Annotated in this window: 17 protein-coding genes; 9 read left to right on the forward strand and 8 right to left on the reverse strand. The window is 40.6% G+C overall.

Features of this window, described 5'->3' with window-relative positions; translation table 11 throughout:
• Positions 1 to 123 precede the first annotated feature (123 nt).
• Positions 124 to 354, forward strand: a complete 231-nt coding sequence (locus tag IC619_RS14545) for a hypothetical protein (RefSeq protein WP_191140865.1) — start codon at positions 124 to 126, stop codon at positions 352 to 354.
• Between the two features lie 42 nt (positions 355 to 396).
• Positions 397 to 579 (forward strand): glycine zipper domain-containing protein, encoded by a 183-nt coding sequence (locus IC619_RS14550; protein WP_191140906.1) that lies wholly within the window; start codon positions 397 to 399, stop codon positions 577 to 579.
• A 69-nt stretch (positions 580 to 648) separates the two neighbouring features.
• On the opposite strand, the gene IC619_RS14555 is transcribed toward IC619_RS14550, so the two are convergent.
• On the reverse strand, positions 649 to 1029 hold the full coding sequence (locus IC619_RS14555; protein ID WP_191140864.1) for a DnaJ family domain-containing protein: 381 nt from the start codon (positions 1027 to 1029) through the stop codon (positions 649 to 651).
• Between the two features lie 532 nt (positions 1030 to 1561).
• On the opposite strand from IC619_RS14555, the gene IC619_RS14560 reads away from it, so the two are divergent.
• From IC619_RS14560 to IC619_RS14575, 4 genes are read left to right on the forward strand one after another with little or no spacing between them, the layout of a single operon-like run.
• Positions 1562 to 4159, forward strand: coding sequence for a hypothetical protein (locus IC619_RS14560; RefSeq protein ID WP_191140863.1), 2598 nt, complete (start codon positions 1562 to 1564; stop codon positions 4157 to 4159).
• Positions 4160 to 5812 (forward strand): SWIM zinc finger family protein, encoded by a 1653-nt coding sequence (locus IC619_RS14565; protein ID WP_191140862.1) that lies wholly within the window; start codon positions 4160 to 4162, stop codon positions 5810 to 5812. It abuts the gene before it with no gap.
• Positions 5809 to 7266 carry a reverse transcriptase family protein gene (locus tag IC619_RS14570; protein ID WP_191140861.1) on the forward strand — a complete coding sequence of 486 codons (1458 nt, stop codon included), beginning with the start codon at positions 5809 to 5811 and terminating at the stop codon, positions 7264 to 7266. The genes IC619_RS14565 and IC619_RS14570 overlap by 4 nt, the downstream gene beginning before the upstream one ends.
• A gap of 28 nt (positions 7267 to 7294) precedes the next feature.
• On the forward strand, positions 7295 to 7795 hold the full coding sequence (locus tag IC619_RS14575) for a GNAT family N-acetyltransferase (RefSeq protein ID WP_191140860.1): 501 nt from the start codon (positions 7295 to 7297) through the stop codon (positions 7793 to 7795).
• A gap of 43 nt (positions 7796 to 7838) precedes the next feature.
• On the opposite strand, the gene IC619_RS14580 is transcribed toward IC619_RS14575, so the two are convergent.
• The 4 genes from IC619_RS14580 to IC619_RS14595 all read right to left on the reverse strand — a co-directional run bounded on the left by IC619_RS14580 (position 7839) and on the right by IC619_RS14595 (position 12300).
• On the reverse strand, positions 7839 to 8849 hold the full coding sequence (locus IC619_RS14580) for a fumarylacetoacetate hydrolase family protein (RefSeq protein ID WP_191140859.1): 1011 nt from the start codon (positions 8847 to 8849) through the stop codon (positions 7839 to 7841).
• Positions 8850 to 8906: 57 nt separating this feature from the next.
• Positions 8907 to 10013, reverse strand: a complete 1107-nt coding sequence (locus tag IC619_RS14585; protein WP_191140858.1) for an MGDG synthase family glycosyltransferase — start codon at positions 10011 to 10013, stop codon at positions 8907 to 8909.
• Between the two features lie 398 nt (positions 10014 to 10411).
• Complete coding sequence (locus IC619_RS14590; RefSeq protein WP_191140857.1) at positions 10412 to 11029, reverse strand: superoxide dismutase; 618 nt, start codon at positions 11027 to 11029, stop codon at positions 10412 to 10414.
• A 119-nt stretch (positions 11030 to 11148) separates the two neighbouring features.
• Entirely contained in the window at positions 11149 to 12300 is a 1152-nt protein-coding gene (locus IC619_RS14595) for an HAD family hydrolase (protein WP_191140856.1), read from the reverse strand.
• A 156-nt stretch (positions 12301 to 12456) separates the two neighbouring features.
• Here IC619_RS14595 and IC619_RS14600 point away from each other — a divergent pair, with 156 nt between their 5' ends.
• A complete protein-coding gene (locus tag IC619_RS14600; RefSeq protein WP_191140855.1) occupies positions 12457 to 13584 on the forward strand; it encodes an SH3 domain-containing protein in 1128 nt (375 codons plus the stop codon).
• Positions 13585 to 13783: 199 nt separating this feature from the next.
• Here IC619_RS14600 and nadA read toward each other — a convergent pair whose 3' ends face one another.
• Genes nadA through IC619_RS14615 form a run of 3 tightly spaced genes read right to left on the reverse strand, consistent with a single transcriptional unit; the run spans position 13784 to position 17259 of the window.
• Positions 13784 to 14890 (reverse strand): quinolinate synthase NadA, encoded by a 1107-nt coding sequence (nadA, locus tag IC619_RS14605; protein WP_191140854.1) that lies wholly within the window; start codon positions 14888 to 14890, stop codon positions 13784 to 13786.
• Positions 14890 to 15738 carry a carboxylating nicotinate-nucleotide diphosphorylase gene (gene nadC / locus IC619_RS14610; RefSeq protein WP_191140853.1) on the reverse strand — a complete coding sequence of 283 codons (849 nt, stop codon included), beginning with the start codon at positions 15736 to 15738 and terminating at the stop codon, positions 14890 to 14892. Before nadC ends, nadA begins: the two co-directional genes overlap by 1 nt.
• A gap of 12 nt (positions 15739 to 15750) precedes the next feature.
• Entirely contained in the window at positions 15751 to 17259 is a 1509-nt protein-coding gene (locus tag IC619_RS14615) for an L-aspartate oxidase (protein ID WP_191140852.1), read from the reverse strand.
• A 225-nt stretch (positions 17260 to 17484) separates the two neighbouring features.
• Here IC619_RS14615 and IC619_RS14620 point away from each other — a divergent pair, with 225 nt between their 5' ends.
• Together IC619_RS14620 and IC619_RS14625 are read left to right on the forward strand one after the other, a co-directional pair.
• Entirely contained in the window at positions 17485 to 18630 is a 1146-nt protein-coding gene (locus IC619_RS14620) for a cysteine desulfurase family protein (protein ID WP_191140851.1), read from the forward strand.
• 67 nt (positions 18631 to 18697) lie between these two features.
• Positions 18698 to 19348, forward strand: a complete 651-nt coding sequence (locus IC619_RS14625) for a lung seven transmembrane receptor family protein (protein ID WP_191140850.1) — start codon at positions 18698 to 18700, stop codon at positions 19346 to 19348.
• Positions 19349 to 19376: the final 28 nt, after the last annotated feature.

Below are 19376 nucleotides of genomic sequence, written 5' to 3' on the forward strand. Positions count from 1 at the left end.
GACATTTTGATCTGAAAATTTACATTTGTACTTGATCGTAATATACCCAAATTTGCTTCGTAATCAGTTATGCTAGTTACAAGAAGTACGATCAGATAAGCAATATAAAATTGAGGTGAAATATTGTTAGAAAATTGCATTAAAAAAGTAAAAGCAACTACATCACACTTGACCATCGAACAAAAGAAAAGGCTACAGATAGAAGTGTTGATTCGTTTACTTGATAAGATAGGAGACCACCAAATTGAACCGTTGCAAGATGATTTAAATGAGGGGATGACATTACTACAAGATGCATCTAATCATTTTGAAAAAAAGATATTCAGGCTTATCTGCTTAAATTTAAACAAATAAAAAAGAAAGTACAAAAAAAACTCGGTTATATAGAAAGAGGCTTTGATAACGCAATATTATGGGATGTGGCTAGGGGCGGGTGTTGCTATCGGTACTAGCCTTGGTGTGGCGATTGATCATATTGGAATAGGTACGGGAATGGGAATCAGTATCGGTTTTTTGTTGGGGATGCAGATCGGAAGAATGGAAGAAAAGAAGGCAGAAAGTAAAGGAATAATCTATTAATTGTAATATTGAAACCATCTACCTTCGTCTAATAGCCCGCTTCACTAAAATTGATCAAGATGACTTTACTTACACCCAATTTTCATACTGTTCTTTAATTTTATCACTTATAATTAAACCTTTCTGTGCAGGCACTGGACATTCTCGGTTATATTGCTTAATTTTGGTGTTAATCCGATCTGTACGAATATGCAACTGATCTGGTGAAAGATATTTTAACCGTTTAATCACCTGTGCGATTTCATCTCTTATTTCATGTTGCAGTTTAAGCCATGGTCGGAGATATTTAGCCTCTTTTAAAACTTCGTGAAAAACATCTTTTTCATAATATGACTTCGGAATCGGTTTTCCATGACCGGGCAAATGATCAAAATCACCTTTTGCATGGTGATTCTTAAAGATCTCATCCATTAAATCTCCAGAAACAGGCTGTTTACGATCTTTGGTCATTAACCTTCCTCCTTGTTTATCGTTTATTTTGGAGTCTACAGGCTTGACAAAACTGTACGAATTACACCTTTATTTTAATTCTCCTATTCATGTAACGCTACAAATATTTATGATCATTCACTAAATCACCTTATAAGGTTCCAAATTGATTTATCTCATTTTTTATTCTCGATACACTTTTATTATATTTAAAAATAAACTGAAGAAAATAGATAGACTATGAATAGAGAATTCGTTATAATAATAATATCATTCTTTTGAGCATCATTGATTTAGCTTTTTGCATGGCGATACGCCATGCTTGATGTGACGTATACAATCCGTCACCCGTCTCCGCTTGATTAGTCAGGATCCCCTACTAGAGGGTGCATTCTATCCTGACTAATGAGGCGTAGCCTCGGCAAGAATGCACCCTCTAGTAGGGGATCCTGTCCAGTGGCGAAAACGACTCCAAAGTGTTTTAGTAAATCAATGATGCTCTTTGCCTGACCCATTCGGTCAGGCTTTATTTTATTTTTAAGGAGGTTATCATATGACACAAGATCATGCGGATCACTACATTGAGGAAGCAAAAACGGAAAAGAACCATTTCATCCCTTGGTGGAAAGAAAACAAAGCAAAAAGAGCACTCCCCGCTCAAATTGTGAAAAAAATAAAGCAATACCATCCTGACGCGATTACAGATTGCTTACAACTCGCTTATGCGTCCATCACAACATATGAAATTTTTAACGAGCAAACCAACTCCTATGATCCATATACATTCTACTCTGATTATACAAAAGAAGATGGATCATGGTTATGGACGCTATATCTCATGGAAGACCCTCTTGCCAAACAGGCAATCTTAGCACTATTGAAAAGCTACAGCCATGATGAATTACCGATAAATGATTGGTTCCAAGAAATCATGGCTACATACGAATATTCAGATCAGGTAAGGCGCCGTTATGTATCGCTCACAAAATCTCACATAGACAAACTCAGAAAAGATAGTCAATCCTATCTCTTCATTCCTTTCTCACAAAAATTTTTCCGCTATATAAAGGCCATTTATAAACGATCTGAATTGATTAAAGATCGGGCAGTGTGGGCACAGCTCACCTATCATTTTGATAGTGAGAAAAATGATGAGTACAGTTCTTCTACCTATTCGCATCAAACGAAGCATTATTTACAACGTCGTTCATGGCGAACACTACGTCAATTGGGGAAGTCTGCGTCACCTGAATACGTCGAATACGCCACTGACTTACTTCTACACTACCGATCAAATGACTTTAGATGGGTATATGATCGCGATCCAGATACAAATGAATACATGCGTTACTGTGCTGGACTCCATTTATGGGTACTGAATCATATCCTTTACCATCATAGTGAGCACATTACCTACAAGCTAGGTCAAACTTGGAAACGAATCCAAAAACCAAGGCCTTTTACAGCGCCTTTCGGAGATTTCACACAGGAAGAAGCTTTTCCCTCATTGTGGAAGAAAAGACCAGATTTATTATTTCGCTTATTAACAGAAAGTGATGTTTCAGTCATTCAAGAATTTGCAGCCAAAAACTTGTGGCACCATCAGCAAGTGTTTTTAAAAGACCTTTCGGATGAGACAATCACACAGCTTGTACAAAGTAATGATAAAATCCCCAATCGTTTAGGCCTGTTTTTACAATTAGATCGGCTAGAACAGGAATCTGCTATATACTTCAATCAAATCGAGCACTATATTTTTCTGTCTGGTAATCCCGATCAACATCGCAATATTTATTTATATCTCCAACTGCGCTCAAATCAATGGAGTACGATAACACGTACACAATTCGCACAAAAATTGCTACATCGTCCCTTTGAAAACACAAATCGAGATGTTGTAGAGATCATTCATCAAATTCTTGCAGGTCCACTCTTTGAAATACTTCCTTTGTCTGTAGACTTTGACTTGGTGACGAAATGGTTCAGTCTGTATCAAGCTTGCTCACGCCATTGGGATAAGAGATATTTTTTGGACATTGTCACACTGTTGATTCCCCATCTTAACCCACAACGTGAACACATAGCAGGAGATCAACTACTTCCCTTTTTACGTGCCGAAAATGATCCATTACGCTATGCAACGCGTCAGCTCTTACAAACCCAATTTGCGGCACTACAGTTGGATGAGCGCTTTTTGGCCGATCTAGTAACCACGAGTGATATCGAAGAACAAACTTTTGCTATTCAATTTCTACAAGATAAAATTTTGTGGCTAATTCCTTTAGCTGAACATCTGTTGTCCCTCCTATGGGTTCGAATGCTACGCTCTGATATTGAAAAAAGTACACGCCAATTTATCCGCGATCAAATCCTAGGTGATCTGCTCATACATGAACTAAATCGTATTCCTTTATGCAAAATCGTTACATTGCTGGAAAGTGATGATGTAGAAAATCAAACTTTTGCAGGAAAAGTCCTGCTACAACTTGAACTGGATGCTACTTCATTTACACCCGATGAACTCTTACGCATAGCACATAATCCTATCATGGCATTACGTCAACAATCCTACCATTGGATTCAAAAGCGAAGCCAAGACCTTGAAGATAGTTGGTGGGTAAACTTGGCAGAAACGGATTGGGACGATACACACGACTGGGCACTCTCGTATATTGAACAATACCAGCATATCTCCAACAATATCCTATACGGATTACTTGATACATCCCGTCAAGATATCCAATCTTTTGCCTTTCGATTAATTGAGCAACATCGAGATCAATTGGACATGGAACAACTTATGCTACGAACAAGTGAAAGCCCCTATCTTCATGTACAAGCTTACGCTCTTCAGTTAGCAGTTCAGATCACTTGGAATGAAGCAAAACTAAATCGATGTCTTCACTTTTTCCGCACCTTATTGTTAAAAGTAAATCAGGGACGGAAAGCAAAGCAAAAAACCTATCAGTTGCTTCTACAGATTGGAAAACAAAGTGAAGAGATGGCCCAAACCGTATGCCATTTACTAATGGAAATGTCCCACAGTAACAGTCAACATGAGTTTGAAACAGTCTTACATTCACTTATCCAGCTATCTGTACAGTTTCCAGAATTAGCAGATCAATTCTCGTTAGATATGGAGGACATGTAGATGCAGTTTACACAGATGTATGCCAAATCGAGTGGCGTTCGATATGACGGAAACCGAACACAAATTGATTTTGCGCCTGATTTAGGTCGTGAGCCCACATTTTTCAAAGGAAAAATAATTGACATTATCCGTTATCGAGACGCCATGATTGCCCTACGAGATGTGGTCGTATCTGATCTCAATTACAAGCCCAAAGATCATAGCGCTTATCAAGAGTGGGTACAAGAACAATATTTGACTGATATTGCCGATATCCTCCACGCACGCGATGCGAAACAGGCAGCTTATGCACAACAAATCAACAAGTTACAGGCACAACTTAAGATCATGCGTCAGAAAAAAAGAAAGCGTGACGATGGTTATTACAAAGCACAAAGAAGGTATTTCGATTGGTTATACCACCACGATCCAGACGCATGGATGGTTTTAGATCCTGTGATTACAGTAGCACCTGATCAAGTTTTCTTTGAAGCCTTTTCACTTGATGAATCATCCTATGGGCGGTTAGCGGTACATGAATCTCAGTTTACAGAAGTTACAGCATTTCAGTATGGAACAACCAACATCGATTTTTCTGATCATCTACTTGACGAGTTACAACGTATGCGAAGCTATCGACCTACTGTATTTCAAATCGATCCAAGCGGATTTGAAGTGGCAACAGAAAAGCGGGAGGTGTATAAGGAGAAAAAAATCGATGTTCCTGAAAGTTGGGTGCGTGGTTTCTTACAAGTCCAATCTGCAATGAATCTCCCCATGGATACATTTACGATACAACCGATTGATATGTATAACTTATGCACCTTCTTACGTCGCAATCGCGAAAAAAAAGGGCCACGCTCACTCAAGTACGTACTATCACCAGGACAACCTGTACATGTTGTGATTGAACCATGGGATGAAGTACTTTCCTTTAGAGATTCTGTCTATACAGGGACGGAAAGCAAAGAAATTCGTGTATGGGGCCGAAGACGCCTTCATTTAATGGAGAAATTATTGCCGCTTACACAAACCATCACGGTCCATTTGCTTGGTAATGGGATGCCTAGCTTTTATGTTTTAGATCTTGGTAGTCTAAGTTTTACGCTTGGTTTATCCGGTTGGACACGTAATGATTGGGCGGATGCGGGCCACTTTGATCTCATGATTGGTAAAGCAAGTCCAGTCACTTCGACAGATCGCATGGCTGTATTTAAAGCTTTAAAAAAGATAAAAACCGCCACCCCTAGTTTGTTAGCACATCAAACTCAGCTATCAGAGCTCGTTGTTCAAAGTAGCTTGCGACAATTATGCGAATCCGGAAAAGTAATGTTTGATATTGAGGTCGGCAAGTATCGCTTGCGAGAACTTACACAAGAGCCGATCACCTTTAAAGAACCACTTCCAAAAAACCCACGCGAAACCAAAGCAGAGAAGTGGATACAACAACAGAAGGCTACGCTTCATAGATCTACCTATACAGATCAAGGACATCTGATTTTACAAGGAAACGTTAATGAATTACATCCTCAAGTAAAGCGTGATCAGAATGGCAGAATACTAGAAGCGACTTGCTCTTGCTACTTTCATAACCAAAACCACCTTATGCGTGGTCCTTGTGAACACATTTTAGCCTTATTGCTATTACATCAAGGAGAGGAGGTACCATCATGAGTGAAGATTCAAAACCTTTGACACGTGCCGAATGGTATGAACGTATTAAACAAGAAGGAAAATATGAAACAATTCGAAGTGATATGCTCCGTTTAGGATTTTATCAGGAACCAGAGGTATCCCCACAAAAAAAAGAACAGTGGAAACAAGAGGACGAAGCATACCAGCAATTATTACAAGAACTTCAGCAAGTCCAACTTGAAGCAGGAAAACTCCCCAAAATCAACGACCTACTTGCAGAAGCACGCCAAAAGCGAATAGCTGCCAGTAGACAAAAGCGCGTCGAACGCAAAGCGGTACGATTGAAAGAGAAAGAAGAACAGCAAGCTCATTGGCAGCAATATAAAGCCGATCACATTATCCATCTTGGACGAGGTGTATCTGCTGGGCTCCAACAGCAAGAAACCGATGAAACACAATTAAACAAACTCGGTCTGCCGGTGCTCACTTCAAGTAAGCAGATAGCCACTCAAATCGGGCTATCACTAAGTGAATTAAAGTGGCTCACCTATCATCGTAATACCGCCACTATTTCCCATTACCATCATTTTACGATTCCTAAAAAAAATGGAGAAAAACGGGTTATTTCATCTCCTAAGCCACTGCTACGTATTGCACAATCGTGGATTAAAGAAGCTATTCTGGATCATATCGATGTGAGTCCACACGCATTAGGTTTCTTACCGCAAAAAAATATTATGGATAATGCACGTCCACATGTAAAGAAGGATTTGATCGCGAAAATGGACTTAAAAGATTTTTTTCCTACGATTACATTTTGGCGCGTACGTGGCTTATTTCAATCTTTTGGATATAGTGAAGCCATTAGCACCTTACTCGCACTCGTCTGTACAGAGCCGCCACGAAAAAAAGTATCATTTGCTGGTAAAGTGTATCATGTTGCATTAGGAGAGCGGCAGTTGCCACAAGGAGCTTGTACAAGCCCATCTCTAACCAATATCATTTGTAGACGTTTAGATTCCCGTATGAATGGGTTAGCAGATTCTCTTAATATGACATACACCCGCTATGCCGATGATCTTACTTTTTCCGGAACAAAAGTCAAAAACCATCACATTCGCACACTATTAAGTAAATCACGATCCATTATCACATTTGAAGGATTTCATATCAATGAAGAGAAAACACGCATTCTACGCGCTACTCAGAGACAAAAAGTTACCGGTATTGTTGTCAACAAAAAGCTGAATATTAGCCGTCAGGAACTAAGATCCTTCAGAGCATTACTTCATAACGTGAAGCGCTCTGGTTTAGTAGAAGAGAATCGAGATCAACATCCCTATTTCTGGGGTTATATTATCGGTTATGCCGGTTATATCCGAATGGTTAGGCCCGATTTGACACAGAGAATAGCCTCTGAATTAATTGAAATCGCCCAGAAGTATCAACAAGAAATCCCAGCATGGGTACATCAAACCAGCAAATCGGAATAGGATCATGGATAAGGGAGGGACATTAAAAATGCGGATCAGAAAAGCAACATTGCATGATGCACGAGGTATTAGTCAGGTTCATGTCTCGAGCTGGCGATCTACCTATCAAGGAATCGTAGAGGATTCGTACCTTGAAAATATGAAAGTAGAAGAGCGACTCCTGCTTTGGGAAACAGCGCTAGCTAATCCTCCCTATATCATTTATGTAGCAGAAAATATAAACGGTGAAGTTGTCGGATTTGCTTGTGGCGGCCAGGAAAGATCACAAAAATATGATGCAGATGGAGAAGTGTACGCGATCTATATTTTAGAACCCTATCAGCGTCAAGGCTTAGGCAGAGCGCTCATCACAGAAGTTCGTCAGGATTTGGTCGCTGCACAATACCATACCATGTTGATATGGGTGTTGGAGCAAAATCCTGCGCGCCCATTTTATGAAGCGCTTGGAGGAAAAGCAGTAGCAACTGAGACGCTTCAAATCGGTAATCGGCAGTTTAAAGAAATGGCTTATGTGTGGAAGCTCAATTAAAAAGAGCAGAACCTGAAGTGTTCTGCTCTTTTCACACCTATAACTATTTGGTAATCACATTTTTTAATACACCTAATCTTTCGACTTCTAACTCGACTTGATCACCAGGTTCAAGATAACGATGCACCTCTGTTCCTAATTCTAAAATACACCCTGTTCCTACTGTGCCTGACCCAATAATATCACCTGGAAATAATTCTACGCCTTCCGAAGCACGCTCAATCATTTGTGCAAAGCTCCAGTGTAGATCTTTCAGATTTCCACGAGAAAGCGTTTGACCGTTTATTTTGGCCGTCATCTCAAGATCCCAATGTTCCCCAGAGCGCCTATCCTCTAAATCATCCAGCGTCACCATACACGGACCGATTGAAGTGGCAAAATCTTTTCCTTTGGCAGGTCCTAATCCGACAGTCATTTCTCTTCTCTGTACATCACGTGCACTCCAGTCATTCAGGATCGAAAGACCTGCAATATACTGATGGGCATCCAGCCGTGAGATATCCTTTCCTCGCTTTCCGATGATACATGCTACTTCTAATTCATAATCTAAGCAATTCGTATAAGCCGGCTTTCGAATGGGTACTTCATGTCCTACCACAGATCGATGGTTTGAAAAATAAAAAACAGGAAGCTGATACCACTCTGGTATCATATCTAATCCACGACGATGGCGCGCGGTTTTAACATGGTCTTCGAACGCATAAAAATCCCGCACACTATTGGGAATTGGAATCGGAGATAAGTACTGGGCTTCTTCGATGTGAATCGCAATCGGTTCACCTTCTACGGATTCTCGTTCAAACGTGGTATCATCTAGCCATTGATCAATTTGGCGTAAATGCATGATATCTACAGACTCTTTTTTCATAAAGTCGAGTAAGTCATGTGGCATGTGATACGAAAAAATCATTTCTTTTTCTTGTTGTAGCCACTTTTGTGCAAATACAGCATCTACCACATAGTCACCTCTAATCCACCCCAGCCTTCCTCCCAACTCACCAGTAGTCTGGATATTCAATTCATCAGCTTTCACTACATATGTGACTAACTGCATGTTGAAACACCTCCCTTCTTCCAAGATATTCGATTATCAGCGAAACTCGCAAGTCCATTAAACTTGAATTGTGGTTTCTTTTGGTATGGGGAGTTGCAAAGTTTGTTCTACAATTTGCGTTGTCGCATCTTGAGACAGTAGGGCTTGAAAGCGATCTTCAAATTTTCCATTTTTTCTGGTGTAAGAAAAAAACTTTTCAATTTGAACCCGAATGGTTGCTGGACGTGTCAGAAATGCGACCCGATTTTTGATTAAATATTGTTGATTGGCTTCTTCTTGACCTGGAAAAGCTTCGAATAAAAACATAGGCAATTGCTTTGCAATCGCCTCACTTACCGTGATACCACCAGGCTTCGTTACCAATAAATCCGCAGCAGCCATCCAATATTCCATGTCACTGCGAAATCCTTCAATTTGAATATGATCATACGTATATTTTGATTTTAAACGATGATATAAATTGATATTATTCCCTGTCAGCACGATAAATTGGACATCTATAAGTGGCCTTAATTCTGAAACCAATTGTTCTAGCGGACCCATGCCAGTCCCACCACCCATAATTAAAACAACTGGTGGATTCGGTTTAAGACCCAACTTTTCACGTGCGCTTTTTTTATCTATAGGTTGATAAAAAGTAGCACGAATCGGAATTCCCGTTTCATGAAGTGTAATGCCTGTTTGCCATTGTATCTGATCTGTTTGCATAGGCGAAATTAACTTTTTAGGTGTACACAGCACATTGGGCGTTTTCGTCAACCAAATCGGATGCAATTCATAATCTGTCACAACAGCCACCGTAGGCAAACATTGATAAGCACTGGGGCAAACCATTAATCCAAATGGATGCGTGGTAATAATGCGTGTAGGGTTAACTTTAGTAAAGATTTCCATCATTTTTTTACGCACTGTCCAGCCTATCTTCTCAATTAATTCACTAGAAACATATCGCACCACACGTGATTGATGCGTCCAGTCATACAAAACGTGATAGATAGATGGAAATTTGCTAAGCATACCGTGATAGCCAGATTGTAGAAGAGGATGTAATGTACCCGGTATCAACTCAAGTATATCTTGTGTTACTGCCTCTACTTGGGTACTCGTGTGTAAATGGGATTGAATCGCATGCGCTGCAGCATTATGTCCGGTTCCAAATCCCATAGTTAATATTAAGATTCGTTCGATTTTAAACTCCTCCTCCCATTCTAACCAGCTGAAATTCTATCCGGAATACTTACGGTGTTTAATATCATACGTGTCGATTAGCATGATTTACCCATACTAGCATATTATGATCGAAGCAGACACCCCACCTTGTCCTATCATCAATTTTATATGCTATATTTATCCAATTAATGAGAGATCTCTCCATCAAATAGGCTTATACAACTTTACCTATCATCCCCATAAATGGATCATTTAATAATCTGAGTCTCCTAGTCGTCTCTTTATTTTACACATTGTCACTGATCTTAGCAAAACTTAATCTTTTTGCTCCACACACAAAAGAGCCCATCTCCCTTTTAAAGGGTAAGATGGACTCTTTTTAAATCTCTCTCTTATCCGCGTGCTGCTAGATAACGCTTATTTACTTCATCCCAATTTACCACGTTCCAGAATGCTTCAATATAAGCTGGACGCTTGTTTTGATAGTTTAGGTAATAGGCATGCTCCCACACATCTAAGCCTAACACTGGAGTATTACCTTCCATAAGTGGGCTATCTTGGTTAGGTGTGCTGGTTACTTCTAATTTACCATCCTTTACGATCAACCATGCCCAACCACTTCCGAAGCGTGTAACTGCAGCATCGGTAAATAATTTCTTAAACGTTTCAAAGCTACCAAACGCTCCATTAATTGCTTCACCAATTTCTCCAGTAGGAGATCCACCACCATTTGGGCTTAAAATTTCCCAGAATAACGTATGGTTGGCATGACCACCACCGTTATTGCGTACAGCTGTACGTACGTTTTCTGGCAATGCATCCAAGTTGGAAATGAGCTCCTCAATTGAATTCGCCTTGATGTCAAGTCCTGCAATTGCACCATTTAATTTATCTACATATGTCGCATGGTGACGATCGTGATGTATCTCCATGGTAAGTGCATCAATATGAGGTTCAAGTGCTTTAAAATCATATGGTAGTGCGGATAATTCAAATGTTTTCGTTGTCATTCTTAAGTCCCCCTATGTATTCGAATGAAATAAATCGCTTACTTTTATCCTACCCGTTTCTATTATGCTAAAAACGTGTCATTTTAGTCAACATAAATGTATAGAAAGTTGTCCGTCTGTCAACTCGTTTCAGGAAGGCCCAGTGCCTGTGCAAGCTGACTCACATCATCTAGTATATAATCAGCACCTAAGTTTTCAAATGTAGTACGAGCATCTTTTCCCGTAAGTCCGGTTAAAGTAGCAGCGAATCGACTCCCCATTTCACGAGCAGCCAAATAATCTGCTACCGAATCACCTACTATGAGTATTTCTTCACCATTCTCTAGTGGTAAGGATTGTTCCAAGCAATCGGAAATCGATGTAGATTGTCCTAAAAAAGCACGCACATATGAATACGGATTTGGCTTCGCAAGAGGCGCATGCTCAGGAAAGGTATGTTCAGCTTGTATGACATCGCTTGCCGTCACAATGCGATTCTCATCAAAACAATCCCAAATATCCAGTTGTTTAAAAGGAGTCTCAGTTTCTAGCCGACTTCTTCCCGTCCCAATTCCTGCTACAATCCCATTTTGCTCTAGCCTAGTTAATAGTTGTGAAATATCCGCTGATGAGATAATCGGTACTTCATCTGCTAAAAAACCTCGTTTGCCTGGTATTTTTGCTTCGCGTGCTTCTGTTTCTCGATATAAATCGTCTCCTAAATACCACGACTGAAAGGTGTGATAGCCAAGCATCCATAAAGGCGTTTTTCGCCCAAAGAGCGTTCCAGAAATAGAGAACCATGATTTAACCTGCTGATTCAAATCACGAAACATTTCGCTAGGCGTTTTGGCTTTCGTGTTTGCAAAAACCGTAGTCGTTTCCGCAAAATCAACATGGGTAATTTTATGCTTATTTAACTGAGCCCGTAGCTGAGACAAAGATTCTTCCACGATAGGCTGACTTAAAAAAGTTTGGACAAAATGCGGATCATGCCTATTTATCCTACGAAGCAATAGTAAAATTTGTGCGGATATAGAGAGGTAAATCATGTCCCAGTTTGCATTTACACCTCGTGTCTTCATATACGATAGGATCGAATCATTCTGAAAAATAGTCATACGAATTTCTTGGATCTTCTCCTCATCCACCTTTGTTTCAAAGTGATCGCTAGTTAAACCTAGATTACTTGGTGCATATAACAATTCCCATACCGATAATGCTGAGGCATCAAAACACCGCTCTTCACTCAAAAATACACCATCCACATCAAATAAGATCAACTTATACATCCAAGTTCTCTCCTCTTTTTGGGCTTATTTTATACAAGCCCAAGCAACCATGCAAACAAAATATTGTAATTAGGGCATTCACAAATAAGTGAATATATATTATCATAAAAGTATGATAATTTACAATTAACAAAGGAGGCGTTTTTTATTCCCTACATGATGAGAAATATTTCTATCGCTTTCTTAGCATTCCTTCTTTCATTTATGACGATCTTCGCTTCTCCGCCTACAATAGAAGCTGCATCTTCTACCTACCAAATTGAAATCAACAAAAACACAAACAAACTTTACCTTTATTATAACGGAAAAGTACAGAAAGTTTATCCTGTAGCTACAGGTAGGAGCAACTCGTTAACACCTGAAGGAACTTTTTCAATTGTTGTTAAAATCAGCAAACCAGGATGGAAAGGCATTCCAGGCGGACGAGCAGACAACCCACTCGGAGATTGGTGGCTCGGATTAAGCGTAAATGGCGATAAGGGTCGCACATATGGTATACATGGTACCAATAATCCCAGTTCTATCGGCAAGCACGCTTCAAGTGGTTGTGTACGGATGCATAATAGTCATGTAAACGAATTGCGTAAACGTGTAAAAGAAGGCACGCCGGTCTGGATACACAGTGGCACCAGTAATAACCGCTGGCGTGGAAATACGTCAAGTGGTGTCAAAGCCGCTTCTGGAACCGTTCAAATCACAGGAAGTCGTGTAAATATACGCTCTGGCCCTTCTTTAGGGGCATTTATCATCACGCAAGCAAAGAAAGGACAAAAATTTACCCGTACAGGTAAAGCAGGTATTTGGCACCGCATTAAACTTTCGAATGGACGTACTGCATATGTACACGGAGACTATGCACGTGTAGTTAGCGGAGGTGATTCATTTCGAAGCACGAGTGGTACGGTGGCCATATCTGTTCGCGTCGCTAACATACGGAGTGGTCCCAGCTTATCTTCATCCATTATTGGAAAAGGCCGTAGCGGTAATACGTACACCTTAACAGGGGACAATGGCAGTTGGTATCGCATCAAGCTAAACAATCGTAAGACGGCATATCTCCATCATTCTGTTGCTAGGAAAAAATCCACTACATCTAGTAATGGAACCATTCAGGTAAACGTGTCACTGGCTAATATACGATCTGCACCCTCCCTTTCAGCTACGATCTTACAGCGCGTACCTAGAGGCATGGTATTAAATAAAGTCGGCACTTCTGGTCAATTTTATCAAATCCGGTTAAGAAGTGGTAAGATCGCTTATATTCATAAAAGCATCGTGCGCTAGTCAATCCTGACAGGTATTCCCGTTATACGATCACGGGAATACCTTTTTTACTGAGTTAGCCCACACACGTAGACCATGCCAAAAAATCTTCTGGGTCGCCTGTAGATGATGGATAGGTAGGAGAATAACGTTATGAGATATGTTTTTCCATTTAGCTAAATAAAGCAGAAAAGTGTAGATCACTTTTCTGCTTCTGCATTTATGAAATGGCTAGCATTTGGTCAAGTGCAACTTTAGACCAGTGCGCCGTCTCTTCATCTACTTTAATTTGGTTGATAGGGTTGCCTGCTACGATTTGATCGAGCACCCAAGCGAGGTGTGGACGATCAATTCGATTCATGGTAAGACAAGGACACATGGTCGTGCTGAGCAAGACAATATGTTGGTCTGGGTGCTCTTGTGCTAGACGTTGTACAAGGTTCACCTCGGTGCCAATCGCCCAGCGTGTACCTGGCGGTGCAGCTTCAATCGCTTTAATAATATAGTCCGTTGAACCTGCTTGATCAGCAGCTTGCACCACGTCAAAATTACATTCTGGATGGACGATGATTTTCATGTCCGGATCACGTTCGCGAATACCCTTGATTTGATCTACCGTAAACTTTTGGTGAACCGAGCAGTGACCTTTCCATAAAATCATTTGTGCGTCTTCCAAGTTTCCTTTTACATCTTGGAATTCCCCTTCATTAGGTGCCCAGATGACCATATTTTCAAGCGGAATGCCCATTTGATAAGCTGTATTCCGTCCTAAATGCTGATCAGGTAAGAACAAGATGCGTTTTTTCTGTGCGAACGCCCATTCTAATACTTGCACAGCATTAGAAGAAGTACATGTTGTTCCGCCATGTTTTCCAACAAATGCTTTGATGGCAGCTGTCGAGTTTACATAAGTGACAGGAATAACCGTATCTCCAAATTGCTTCTGGATTTCTTCCCAGGCTTCTTCTACCTCAGCAATGTCTGCCATATCTGCCATCGAACAACCTGCACGTAAATCTGGCAGTACCACAGTTTGCTCTTCAGTAGCTAATGTATCTGCCGTTTCTGCCATAAAATGTACGCCACAGAAAACAATATACTTTGCCTCTTTTTGTTCTGCTCCAATTCGTGCTAATTTCAACGAATCTCCGCGAAAATCGGCAAATTGGATCACATCATCCCGCTGGTAATGATGACCTAAGATCACCAGATCTTTACCTAACGTCTTTTTAGCAGCAGTTATTTTTTGATCCAGCTCTTCACTCGTAAAATTTCGATACGCATCAGGAAGCGTATGATTTGCATGTGCCAACATATCGATTGCCATTATGTTCCACGCTCCTCTTTTTCAAAGTCTAAACCAATATCTAAGGCGATTGCTGAATGGGTGATAAAGCCGAGTGATACCGCGTCAACACCCGTTTCTGCAACTGCACGAATCGTTTCTGGCGTAACACCGCCCGATGCCTCTGTTACCACTTTACCATCAATCATTTTCACGGCACGTCGTAACGTATCAGGATCCATATTATCCAGTAATATCACATCAATATCAAACGCTAATATCTCTTCTACTTGCGTAAGTGTATCAGCTTCCACTTCAATCTGCACCATATGCCCTGTGCGAGCACGAACCAATTCAATCGCTTTAGCTAAACTACCTGCCATGGCAATATGATTATCTTTAATCATGACGCCATGACTTAATCCCATCCGATGATTGGTTCCTCCGCCCATCCGCACTGCATACTTCTCTAATTGACGAAGTCCAGGCGTTGTTTTTCGTGTATCTAATACGCGACAAGGTAAATCATGAATCTGATCTACCAGACTGCGTGTTAAAGTTGCAATTCCAGATAAGCGTTGCATTAAATTTAAGGCAACCCGTTCTCCTGTTAAGATTGCGCGAGTGGGACCTGTAATGCGTGCAATAATCGTTCCCGGTTCTACTCTTTCTCCATCTTGTACAAGTGACATCCATGTTAAGCTAGCATCTAACTCTTGAAACACACGCTCCGCAATCGAGAGCCCTGCTACAACCCCAGGGTGTTTCACTCGAAAAACATAACTACTTCGATGTTTTTCCGGCACAATCGATTCTGTCGTAATATCTCCCATGCCAATATCTTCGTTCAATACTTCACGTATAAACTGCTGTAAATAAATAGGATTCATTTTCTTTCACTCCTATATCACATTGTGCTTGTTTGACCAATCAGGAGATAGTTCGGGAAAATCATATCGATAATGTCCGCCGCGACTCTCTTCCCGCAGTAAAGCCGCTTTTATAATCACTTGTGCAGTAATTAACATATTACGACATTCTAAATATCCTTCGCTCACTTCTTGATCCAATTTTTTCAACTCTGCAAGCCCTATAGATAAATTATCGGATGAACGGACAATTCCCACGTAATCCCACATGATTTTTCGAATTTGCTGCTTCCATTTTTCAGTAGATTGATTATTAATGCACAAACTTGGAGACAAAGCATCATCAAATTCTAAGTTTTGATCAGGTAGTGACGCGAGTTGCATCGCTGTGCGTTGCGCAAAAACAGCTCCTTCTAATAGGGAGTTGCTTGCTAGTCGGTTCGCACCATGTACGCCGGTACAGGCCACCTCACCACATGCAAATAAGCGTGCAATCGATGTTTGTCCGTAAATATCTGTTTGTACGCCCCCCATAATGAAGTGAGCCGCTGGTGTAACCGGGATGCAAACTCGCTCTGGATCAATACCATGTTGCATACATTTTTTATAAATTCTAGGAAAACGAGCAGCAAAACGAGCGCCTAGCATTCTAGCATCTAAGAACACTGTCCGTCCTGCTTTCATTTCGCTATATATCGCACGTGACACCACATCGCGAGGTGCTAGGTCTTTCCATTCATGATAGCGGTGCATAAATGCTTCTCCCAGATCATTGGTCAAAATCGCACCTTCACCACGAACAGCTTCTGAAACCAAGAACATCGGATTTTGTTCAACTGCTAATGCAGTAGGGTGAAATTGAATAAATTCCATATCCGTTATGGTAGCCCCCGCTCGGATGGCCATTGCAAATCCATCACCTGTTGATACCTGATCATTGGTTGTGTACTGGAATAATTGACCACATCCACCAGTGGCAAGTACGACACCTTTATGCGCTAAGTAGGGAATAGCCGTCTGTGCTGTATCAACTGCCCATACGCCTTTACATTCTCCTTCTCTGATAATCAAATCAGCCACCATCGTATGGGTCATCATAGTAATGTCAGGGTGCTCCATCACTTTGGTGATTAAGGAAGAAGTAATTCCTGCACCTGTCGAATCACCTTCCACATGCAAGATACGAGATACACTGTGTGAGCCTTCCCGTCCTAAAGCCCAGTCATTTCCTTGTTTGTCAAAAGGTGTCCCTAGATCAGATAAGAGTTGAATCGTCTGTGGTGCCATATTAACTAAAATATCGACAGAATAGGGGTTACATAGATCGACCCCTGTGCGAATGGTATCATCACGATGCAGATCAGGAGAATCTCCTTTCCCAATCGCAGCAGCAATCCCGCCTTGTGCACGATAAGAGTTACTTTCCTCTTCACGCGCTTTTGTGAGTATCATAACGCGACCTTCTTGTGCCAAGGTTAATGCAGTCATAAGCCCTGCTATTCCACTTCCGATCACGATAAAGTCAGTCACCACTCGGTTCATATTCGAGTTTCCTTTCACAAAATCTTAACATTTACCTTCATGTCTATTTTCTCAGGAAAACAAACAATGTCAACCATAAATTTTATCATCTCTGTCCCCATGAAAAAAGAGAAGATTATTCAACATTTATGAATCGGTTATCCTGAAACAATAACAAATCAGGTATGCGTTTTTATGATCAATTCCGTTATAATAAAGAAAACGTTACAGGTCGGAGGTTATATCATGATTTATTTAGATTACGGAGCCACTAGTCCAGTACGACCTGAGGTATATGATTATATGTTACCCTTTTTTCGAACCGAATATGGGAATCCAGGCAGTATACATGATCATGGTCAAAGTAGTACAGAAGCTATTGCACACGCTCGCGCTCAAATTGCCCAGTCATTAGAAGCCACCTCTGCACGAGAAATCATTTTTACAAGTAGTGGGACCGAATCAAATAATCTAGCACTTTTTGGTATTGCTCGCAAATTTCGTCATCGTGGCAATCACATCATTACGTCTGCCATCGAACATCCATCTATACTAGAAACCTGTGAAGCGCTCGCTCAAGAAGGGTTTGAGATCACTTATTTACCTGTGAATGATGTAGGAGAAATAGATCTTTCACAATTAAAGGAAGCGGTTACAAATCAAACCATCTTAGTAAGCATTATGGCAGCAAATAATGAAGTGGGAACCCTACAGCCGATTGCTGAAATTGGCGCGTGGTTACGCGATCAACCGATCTTTTTTCATACCGATGCGATTCAAATGTTTGGAAAACTTCCTTTCTCTGTCCAAAAATTAGGTGTCGATCTCGCATCGATCGCCGCCCATAAAATCGGTGGACCAAAAGGAATTGGTGCTCTATATTTACGAAAAGGGGTCAGAATCACACCCATTTTATACGGTGGTGGTCAGGAACGGGATATACGTCCCAGCACACAAAATACACCAAGCATCGCTGGATTTGGATTAGCTGCGTCACTTGCAACAAGCCGAATGGAAACCGAGCAAACTCGTATTGCTTCTTTACGTGATTTATGTTGGCATTTGATTCAAACACGCATTCCAGACGTTCATCTTAATGGACATCCCCGTAACCGATTACCTAACAATTTGAATTTAAGCTTCGATCGCGTGGAAGGTCAAGCCATATTAATCGAATTAAATCGTGAAAAAATATATGTTTCAAGCGGTTCTGCTTGTAGTGCCGGAAAACATCGTGCTTCCCATGTTTTACGTGCAATGGGACGTTCTGAAGAAATTGCGCATCAGAGCTTACGTGTTACACTAGGCATGGATACAAAAGAATCAGATATCTATTTCTTTGTCGATCAATTAAGCGACATACTCCAGTATTTAAGACGTTCTTCCATTTGAAGGCATATACACGATCGAGAAATCAGATGGGAAACGCTACTCAAATCTAGTGTTGGAGGATTGGCTATTGCGTAAATTCGTCTTATATACACTCAAGTTTTTTGGTATTTCTCTCGTCTCTTTTTTGTTTTGGATCTTGTTTGTCGTACTTCAGCAGTATAATCATCGCATAGATGGACAAATTTATCTGATGGGAACCCTAATCGGCTATGCGCTTGTGTTTATATTTTTATTTGTAGTCATTTACTTTTTGTTTGCATTTTATAATCTGCGTTCCAATCCAGATCGGCTCAAACAACGTTTCTTTATTTTCGCTGGCTTTTATATCATAAGTAGCCCGTTGGTTGTACTCTCATTTGATAATTATTTGTCTGTCACCCCACACGGGATGGTATATAATACGTTCTTTTCGCTGGGAGATGAAGAAATACGTACATGGCAAGATATTGGTCATGTGGAGTTAGATTATACAACCACAGCGTTACCTTTACAGCGCCAAACAAAGCCACGACTTGTATATCGCGTCGTCTATAAAAACGGATCATCTGTAAACTTAAATCACTATAACTCACCACTATACGCCGCAACGCAGTTTAAAGCGATTCATAAAGTGATGATAAAGCAGGATATTCCGATTCAAAAAAAGAGGGCTATCCCCCCCGATTATAAGGAAAAGTACCCTTTTATCTACGATATGTATATGTTAAGTGAGATGTGAACACAGGTCCGCATATATTCCTTGCGGA

Source organism: Polycladospora coralii, from assembly GCF_014773435.2.
Lineage (GTDB): Bacteria > Bacillota > Bacilli > Thermoactinomycetales > Thermoactinomycetaceae > Polycladospora > Polycladospora coralii.

Coding starts and splice junctions, on each gene's coding strand:
- IC619_RS14555 (WP_191140864.1), bottom strand. CDS start 1,029: ATGACCAAAGATCGTAAACAGCCTGTTTCTGGAGATTTAATGGATGAG.
- IC619_RS14560 (WP_191140863.1), top strand. CDS start 1,562: ATGACACAAGATCATGCGGATCACTACATTGAGGAAGCAAAAACGGAA.
- IC619_RS14565 (WP_191140862.1), top strand. CDS start 4,160: ATGCAGTTTACACAGATGTATGCCAAATCGAGTGGCGTTCGATATGAC.
- IC619_RS14570 (WP_191140861.1), top strand. CDS start 5,809: ATGAGTGAAGATTCAAAACCTTTGACACGTGCCGAATGGTATGAACGT.
- IC619_RS14575 (WP_191140860.1), top strand. CDS start 7,295: ATGCGGATCAGAAAAGCAACATTGCATGATGCACGAGGTATTAGTCAG.
- IC619_RS14580 (WP_191140859.1), bottom strand. CDS start 8,849: ATGCAGTTAGTCACATATGTAGTGAAAGCTGATGAATTGAATATCCAG.
- IC619_RS14585 (WP_191140858.1), bottom strand. CDS start 10,013: ATGGGATTTGGAACCGGACATAATGCTGCAGCGCATGCGATTCAATCC.
- IC619_RS14590 (WP_191140857.1), bottom strand. CDS start 11,029: ATGACAACGAAAACATTTGAATTATCCGCACTACCATATGATTTTAAA.
- IC619_RS14595 (WP_191140856.1), bottom strand. CDS start 12,300: ATGTATAAGTTGATCTTATTTGATGTGGATGGTGTATTTTTGAGTGAA.
- IC619_RS14600 (WP_191140855.1), top strand. CDS start 12,457: ATGATGAGAAATATTTCTATCGCTTTCTTAGCATTCCTTCTTTCATTT.
- nadA (WP_191140854.1), bottom strand. CDS start 14,890: ATGGCAATCGATATGTTGGCACATGCAAATCATACGCTTCCTGATGCG.
- nadC (WP_191140853.1), bottom strand. CDS start 15,738: ATGAATCCTATTTATTTACAGCAGTTTATACGTGAAGTATTGAACGAA.
- IC619_RS14615 (WP_191140852.1), bottom strand. CDS start 17,259: ATGAACCGAGTGGTGACTGACTTTATCGTGATCGGAAGTGGAATAGCA.
- IC619_RS14620 (WP_191140851.1), top strand. CDS start 17,485: ATGATTTATTTAGATTACGGAGCCACTAGTCCAGTACGACCTGAGGTA.